Raw genomic sequence first — 6,589 nt, 5'->3', positions numbered from 1 at the left:
CGCAGACGCCGACGCGGCCGCCGCCGACGCCGCGGCGCTCGGCCGTCGCGCCGCCGTGCTCGACGCCGATCTGGCCCTGGAGGGCGATGCCGCGACGCTGATCGCCGCATGCGGCGCTATGCTCGGCCGGCCCGCATGCGCGGTATTCGTCAGCGCGTGCGCCGGTGCGGACGATGCGCAGACGATCGACGGCGCGACGCTCGCCGCCGCGCTCGCACGCAACGTGACGGCGCCGCTCGCGCTGGCACGCGCGCTCGCCGACGCGACGCCCGACGCCGCGCGCGACGACGAATCGCTACGCGCGTGCGCGATCCACGTGCTGGATCAGGCACTGTTTCACCCGGCGCCCGCGCAGTTGTCGCATGCGCTGATGCAGGCCGCGCTGAGCCGCGCGACGTCGGCGCTCGCGCTCGCGCTCGCACTCGCGCCGAAGGTACGCGTCGCGGCGCTGGTGCGCGGCCGCGCGCCGCACGCGGACGACATCGCGGCGGCCGCCTGCTATCTCGCGAACGCGCCCGGCGTGACGGGCGCGACGCTGACCGTCGACGGCGGCGAGCACCTCGTGCCGCCGGCGGACGGCCCGAATGAATGAACCGCGCGGGCGTGCGGCATCGCGCCGCCGCCCGCGCCGCTTTGCGTGTGCGCACGCCAATTTGACTGGGACGACCATGTTTTCCGCTCTCCTGCACCCCCGCCTCGCGGATTGCCGCAGGCTCTACCTGCGCGACTACGAGGTGCACATCAACATCGGGGCCTTCGAACACGAGAAGCGCGGCGAGCAGCGCGTCGTCATCAACGTCGACCTGTTCGTGCCGCTCGCGCGTTCGACGCCGGTGGACGACCGGCTGCACGAAGTCGTCGACTACGACCTGATGAAGCAGAGCGTCGCGCAGTGCGTGGCGCGCGGCCACATCCATCTGCAGGAAACGCTGTGCGACGCGATCGCCGCGCACCTGCTGGCGCACGACGCCGTGCGCGCGGTACGCGTCTGTACCGAGAAACCGGACGCCTATCCGGACTGCGACGCCGTCGGCGTCGAAGTCTTTCGCATCAAGGACGAGGAGCGAGCATGAACGCCCCCCAAACGAACGACACGGCGGCCGACGTCGCCACCATCGAAGCAAGCGCCGCCGAAGTCGGCCGCCGCGCGCTGACGCGCCGCGAGCAGAAGGAAGCGTACGAGAACAACAAGCTGTTCAAGCGGATCGTGCGCCAGGTCGGCCAGGCGATCGGCGACTACAACATGATCGAGGACGGCGACAAGGTGATGGTCTGCCTGTCGGGCGGCAAGGACAGCTATGCGATGCTCGACATTCTGCTGCGCCTGCGCGAACGCGCGCCGATCGACTTCGACATCGTCGCGGTGAACCTCGACCAGAAGCAGCCGGGCTTTCCCGAGCACGTGCTGCCCGAATACCTGACGCAGATCGGCGTGCCGTTCCACATCGAGAACCAGGATACGTACAGCATCGTCAAGCGGCTCGTGCCGGAAGGCAAGACGACCTGCTCGCTGTGCTCGCGGCTGCGCCGCGGGATCCTGTACCGCGTCGCCGGCGAGCTCGGCGCGACCAAGATCGCGCTCGGCCATCACCGCGACGACATCGTGCAGACGCTGCTGCTGAACATGTTCTACGGCGGCAAGCTGAAGGGGATGCCGCCGAAGCTGCAGTCCGACGACGGCAAGAACGTCGTGATCCGGCCGCTCGCCTACGTGAAGGAAACCGACCTCGAGAAATACGCGGAGCTGCGCGAATTCCCGATCATTCCGTGCAATCTGTGCGGCAGCCAGCCGAACCTGAAGCGCGCGGAAATGAAGGCGCTGATCCGCGAATGGGACAAGCGCTTCCCCGGCCGCGTCGACAACATGTTCAACGCGCTCGCGAACGTCGTGCCGTCGCATCTGATGGATACGACGCTGTTCCCGTTCGCGTCGCTGCGCGCGACCGGCCAGGCCGACCCGCAGGGCGACATCGCGTTCGACGAGGAACCGTGCGCGAGCGGCGACGAGACGGCCGCGCCGGGCGGCGCGAAACCGATCTCGATCGTCCAGTTCGACGACCTCTAAGACAGGGCCGGAACGCTCGCCGGATCAGGGTTCCGCCGCCCCGTTCCGGCCCCGTTCGAACGTGGCGCAACGCCCGGAGCGACGGGGGCCGCATGCTAAAATGGTCGGCTTCAAACTCCTCTGACAAGCTGGCGCCATGAATATCGTGATTTTGGCGGCAGGCACCGGCAAGCGCATGCGTTCCGCGCTGCCGAAGGTGCTCCATCCCGTGGCCGGCAGGCCGCTCCTCTCCCACGTCATCGCGACCGCGCGCACGTTGCAGCCGTCCCGGCTCGTCGTCGTCGTCGGTCACGGCGCCGAGCAGGTCCGTGCCGCCGTCGCGGCGCCCGATATCCAGTTCGCGGTGCAGGCCGAGCAGCTCGGCACCGGTCATGCGGTGCGCCAGGCGCTGCCGCTGCTCGATCCCGCGCAGCCGACGCTCGTGCTCTACGGCGACGTGCCGCTCACGCGCGCATCGACGCTGCAGCGGCTCGTCGACGCCGCACGCGACGGACGCTACGGGATTCTGACCGTCACGCTCGACGATCCGACCGGTTACGGCCGCATCGTGCGCGACGCATCGGGCTTCGTCACGCGCATCGTCGAGCAGAAGGACGCGTCGCCCGACGAACTGAAGATCGCCGAGATCAACACCGGCATCATCGTCACGCCCACCGCGCAGCTCGCGATGTGGCTCGGCGCGCTGAAGAACGAGAACGCGCAGGGCGAGTACTACCTGACCGACGTCGTCGAACTCGCCATCGAGGCCGGCTTCGAGGTCGTCACCGCGCAGCCCGACGAGGAATGGGAAACGCTCGGCGTGAACAGCAAGGCGCAGCTCGCCGAGCTCGAGCGCATCCATCAGCGCAACGTCGCCGATGCGCTGCTCGCCGACGGCGTCACGCTCGCCGATCCCGCACGCATCGACGTGCGCGGCACGCTGCGCTGCGGGCGCGACGTATCGATCGACGTGAACTGCGTGTTCGAAGGCGACGTGACGCTCGCCGACAACGTGACGATCGGCGCGAACTGCGTGATCCGCAATGCGTCGGTCGGCGCCGGCACACGCATCGACGCGTTCACGCATATCGACGGCGCCGAGCTCGGCGCGCACACGGTCATCGGCCCGTACGCGCGGCTGCGCCCCGGCGCGCAACTCGCGGACGAAGCGCACGTCGGCAACTTCGTCGAGGTGAAGAACGCAGTGATCGGCCACGGCTCGAAGGCGAATCACCTCACGTATATCGGCGACGCCGACATCGGCGCGCGCGTGAACATCGGCGCGGGCACGATCACCTGCAACTACGACGGCGCGAACAAGTTCCGCACCGTGATCGAGGACGACGTGTTCGTCGGCTCCGACACGCAGCTCGTCGCACCGGTGCACGTCGGCCGCGGCGTGACGATCGCGGCCGGCACGACGGTGTGGAAGGACGTCGCCGACGGCGTGCTCGCGCTGAACGAGAAGACGCAGACCGCGAAGAGCGGCTACGTGCGCCCCGTCAAGAAGAAGAGCTGAACCTTTTGCGGGCGCCGCGCGGCGCCCGCGTCGACTTACAGGATTGACCATTCATGTGCGGCATTGTCGGCGCAGTTGCGCAGCGTAATATCGTTCCGGTGCTGATCGAAGGATTGCGGCGCCTCGAATACCGTGGCTACGATTCGTGCGGCGTCGCCGTGCTCGAAGCGGATGCGCCCAAGCGCGCGCGCAGCGTCGCGCGCGTCGCCGATCTCGACGCGCAAGTTCGCGACTCGCACCTCGAAGGCACGACCGGCATCGCGCATACGCGCTGGGCGACGCACGGCGCGCCCGTGACGCACAACGCGCATCCGATCTTCTCGTCCGGCGCGCTCGCGCTCGTGCACAACGGCATCATCGAAAACTTCGAGCCGCTGCGCGACGCACTGCGCGCGAAAGGCTACGAGTTCGTGTCGCAAACGGACACCGAAGTGATCGCGCACCTCGTGCACAGCCTCTATCGCGGCAATCTGTTCGACGCCGTGCGCGAAGCGGTGCAGCAGCTGCACGGCGCGTATGCGATCGCGGTGATCCACAAGGACCAGCCGCATACGGTCGTCGGCGCGCGTCAGGGCTCGCCGCTCGTGGTCGGCCACGGCGACGGCGAGAACTTCGTCGCGTCCGACGCGCTTGCGCTCGCCGGCAGCACCGACCGCTTCACGTTTCTCGAGGAAGGCGACGTCTGCGAGCTGTCGCTCGACGGCGTGAAGATCGTCGATCGCCACGGCGCGCTCGCGCAGCGCGAGATCCGCGTGGTCAGCGCCTACGGCGGCGCGGTCGAACTCGGCCCGTATCGCCACTTCATGCAGAAGGAAATCTTCGAGCAGCCGCGCGCGATCGGCGACACGGTACCGCAGACGGACGCGTTCGACGCGACGCTGTTCGGCGACGCCGCGCCCGCCGCGTTCGCGCAGATCGACAGCCTGTTGATCCTCGCGTGCGGCACGAGCTACTACTCGGGGCTGACCGCGAAGTACTGGCTCGAGTCGATCGCGAAGATCCCGACGCAGGTGGAGATCGCGAGCGAATACCGCTATCGCGACTCGGTGCCGAACCCGCGCCAGCTCGTGCTGGTGATCTCGCAGTCCGGCGAAACGGCCGACACGCTCGCCGCGCTCAAGCACGCGCAGGCGCTCGGCCATACGCACACGCTCGCGATCTGCAACGTCGCAACGAGCGCGATGGTGCGCCTGACCGGCATGCAGTTCCTCACGCACGCGGGCACCGAGATCGGCGTCGCGTCGACGAAGGCATTCACGACGCAGCTCGTCGCGCTGTTCGTGCTCGCCGCGACGCTCGGCAAGCTGCGCGGGCACGTCGACGCCGCGCAGGAAACGGAATATCTGAAGCAGCTTCGCCATCTGCCGGCCGCGCTGAACAGCGTGCTCGCGCTCGAGCCGCAGATCATCGCGTGGGCCGACGAATTCGCGCGCAAGGAAAACGCGCTGTTCCTCGGCCGCGGGTTGCACTACCCGATCGCGCTCGAAGGCGCGCTGAAGCTGAAGGAAATCTCGTACATCCACGCGGAGGCGTATCCGGCCGGCGAGCTGAAGCACGGCCCGCTCGCGCTCGTCACCGAAGCGATGCCGGTGATTACCGTTGCGCCGAACGACACGCTGCTCGAGAAGCTGAAATCGAACATGCAGGAAGTGCGTGCGCGCGGCGGCGAGCTGTACGTGTTCGCCGATGCGGACACGCAGATCGTCAACGGCGACGGCCTGCACGTGATCCGGATGCCTGAGCACTACGGGCAACTGTCGCCGATCCTGCACGTGGTGCCGCTGCAGCTGCTCGCGTATCACACCGCATGCGCGCGCGGCACCGACGTCGACAAGCCGCGGAACCTCGCGAAGTCGGTGACGGTGGAATAAGGCAGTACCGCGCTCGGGAACGCCCCACGGGGCCATCCCGGTCGCGCGCCGGTGCCGGGCCGGCTGCTGTCGGCCGTTCGGCCAGCGCGAGATTTATACCACTAAGTGGTATATAATTCTGTGCTAGCTCGATCGGCCCGTCATGCCTGCTTCCGTACGACGCGTTTTCAAGACCAAGTGGTTTCACAAGGCCGCCCGAAAAGCGGGAATCGTCGGCGCCGAGCTATGCCGCGCAGTGCGCGAGCTGGCGCGCGGTCAGGGCGTCGATCTCGGCGGCAACGTCTGGAAGAAGCGCCTCGACGGCAACCGTCGGCGCGCAATCGTGCTGGGCAGGATCGAGCAGGCGTGGGTGTTCGTGTTCCTGTTCGCGAAATGCGACCGGGACGACATCGAGGAACGCGAACTGCGCGTCTTCAGACAGCTTGCGGTCGATTTCGGGCATCGCACCGACGGCGACCTCGCAACGCTGATCGCACTGGATGAGCTTGTGGAGATTTGCAATGGCTAAGAGTCGGTTCAAGAGCGACGCAACGGAGGCGATCCACAGCGCCGCGTCCGGTCTTTATCGCGCCAACCTGATCGACAAGAAGACGATGCGCGAATACGACGCGCTCTGCATCGAGGCCGCGCCGCAGTTCGCGCCGGAGGCGATTGCGCGCATCCGCAAATCGGTCAACGTCAGCCAGAGCGTGTTCGCGCTCTATCTGAACACGACGACGTCGACGATCCGCCAATGGGAACAGGGCGACAAGCGGCCGAGCGGCATCGCAGCGCGCATGCTGCAGATCGTCGAGAAGCACGGGCTCGAGGTGTTCTCCTGAGCACGCCTTTACGCCTCGCAGGCCGCCCTCGCGCGCCGAAAAGAATTTGACGGAGAGACCATGGTAAGACTGTTTGGATGCGGATTGCTGGCACTGACGTTCGCGTCGACGGGCTGGGCAGCCGGGCACTACGTCGAGGTCTGGAACCCGCCCGAGGCGCGCTTGCCCGCGGCTCGTACGCCTTCGCGCACGCCGGGTGCACGCACGGGCGCCGACGCGCATGCGGCCAAAGGCGCGGAGAAGCACGCAAGCGCGCAATCGAAAGCCATCGCGAAGCCGCCGCACAAGCGCCGTGTCGCGCAAGCGCTGAAAGCCGAGCCGCATCGCGCGCCCG

At 67.8% G+C, this 6,589-nt stretch carries 7 protein-coding genes and 1 pseudogene; all 8 read left to right on the top strand.

Annotated elements, in window-relative coordinates; all coding sequences use genetic code 11:
- Window positions 1-592, top strand: a 592-nt coding sequence (locus HMPREF3115_RS19050; RefSeq protein WP_070555622.1) for a Rossmann fold domain-containing protein, incomplete at its 5' end; no start/stop codon positions are given.
- A gap of 76 nt (window positions 593-668) precedes the next feature.
- Entirely contained in the window at window positions 669-1,073 is a 405-nt protein-coding gene (locus HMPREF3115_RS19045) for a dihydroneopterin aldolase (RefSeq protein ID WP_006407992.1), read from the top strand.
- Entirely contained in the window at window positions 1,070-2,065 is a 996-nt protein-coding gene (gene ttcA, locus HMPREF3115_RS19040; protein WP_006407993.1) for a tRNA 2-thiocytidine(32) synthetase TtcA, read from the top strand. The genes HMPREF3115_RS19045 and ttcA overlap by 4 nt, the downstream gene beginning before the upstream one ends.
- A gap of 136 nt (window positions 2,066-2,201) precedes the next feature.
- Window positions 2,202-3,563, top strand: a complete 1,362-nt coding sequence (gene glmU, locus HMPREF3115_RS19035; protein WP_069220625.1) for a bifunctional UDP-N-acetylglucosamine diphosphorylase/glucosamine-1-phosphate N-acetyltransferase GlmU — start codon at window positions 2,202-2,204, stop codon at window positions 3,561-3,563.
- Between the two features lie 53 nt (window positions 3,564-3,616).
- On the top strand, window positions 3,617-5,434 hold the full coding sequence (gene glmS, locus HMPREF3115_RS19030) for a glutamine--fructose-6-phosphate transaminase (isomerizing) (protein WP_006407995.1): 1,818 nt from the start codon (window positions 3,617-3,619) through the stop codon (window positions 5,432-5,434).
- A 142-nt stretch (window positions 5,435-5,576) separates the two neighbouring features.
- Window positions 5,577-5,942 (top strand): type II toxin-antitoxin system RelE/ParE family toxin, encoded by a 366-nt coding sequence (locus tag HMPREF3115_RS19025; protein ID WP_070555621.1) that lies wholly within the window; start codon window positions 5,577-5,579, stop codon window positions 5,940-5,942.
- Window positions 5,935-6,255: a helix-turn-helix domain-containing protein gene (locus HMPREF3115_RS19020; RefSeq protein WP_006402798.1), complete on the top strand. Its 321-nt coding sequence runs from the start codon at window positions 5,935-5,937 to the stop codon at window positions 6,253-6,255. The genes HMPREF3115_RS19025 and HMPREF3115_RS19020 overlap by 8 nt, the downstream gene beginning before the upstream one ends.
- A gap of 60 nt (window positions 6,256-6,315) precedes the next feature.
- Window positions 6,316-6,589, top strand: a pseudogene (locus HMPREF3115_RS19015) (hypothetical protein); the annotation flags it as partial.

Source organism: Burkholderia sp. HMSC10F09 (assembly GCF_001806955.1).
GTDB lineage: Bacteria > Pseudomonadota > Gammaproteobacteria > Burkholderiales > Burkholderiaceae > Burkholderia > Burkholderia multivorans.
This window is presented reverse-complemented; position numbering and strand designations above follow the sequence as displayed.

What these genes read in the sequence shown, in the direction of transcription:
- HMPREF3115_RS19025 (WP_070555621.1), top strand. Translation starts at nt 5,577, where the DNA reads ATGCCTGCTTCCGTACGACGCGTTTTCAAGACCAAGTGGTTTCACAAG.
- glmS (WP_006407995.1), top strand. Translation starts at nt 3,617, where the DNA reads ATGTGCGGCATTGTCGGCGCAGTTGCGCAGCGTAATATCGTTCCGGTG.
- HMPREF3115_RS19020 (WP_006402798.1), top strand. Translation starts at nt 5,935, where the DNA reads ATGGCTAAGAGTCGGTTCAAGAGCGACGCAACGGAGGCGATCCACAGC.
- HMPREF3115_RS19045 (WP_006407992.1), top strand. Translation starts at nt 669, where the DNA reads ATGTTTTCCGCTCTCCTGCACCCCCGCCTCGCGGATTGCCGCAGGCTC.
- ttcA (WP_006407993.1), top strand. Translation starts at nt 1,070, where the DNA reads ATGAACGCCCCCCAAACGAACGACACGGCGGCCGACGTCGCCACCATC.
- glmU (WP_069220625.1), top strand. Translation starts at nt 2,202, where the DNA reads ATGAATATCGTGATTTTGGCGGCAGGCACCGGCAAGCGCATGCGTTCC.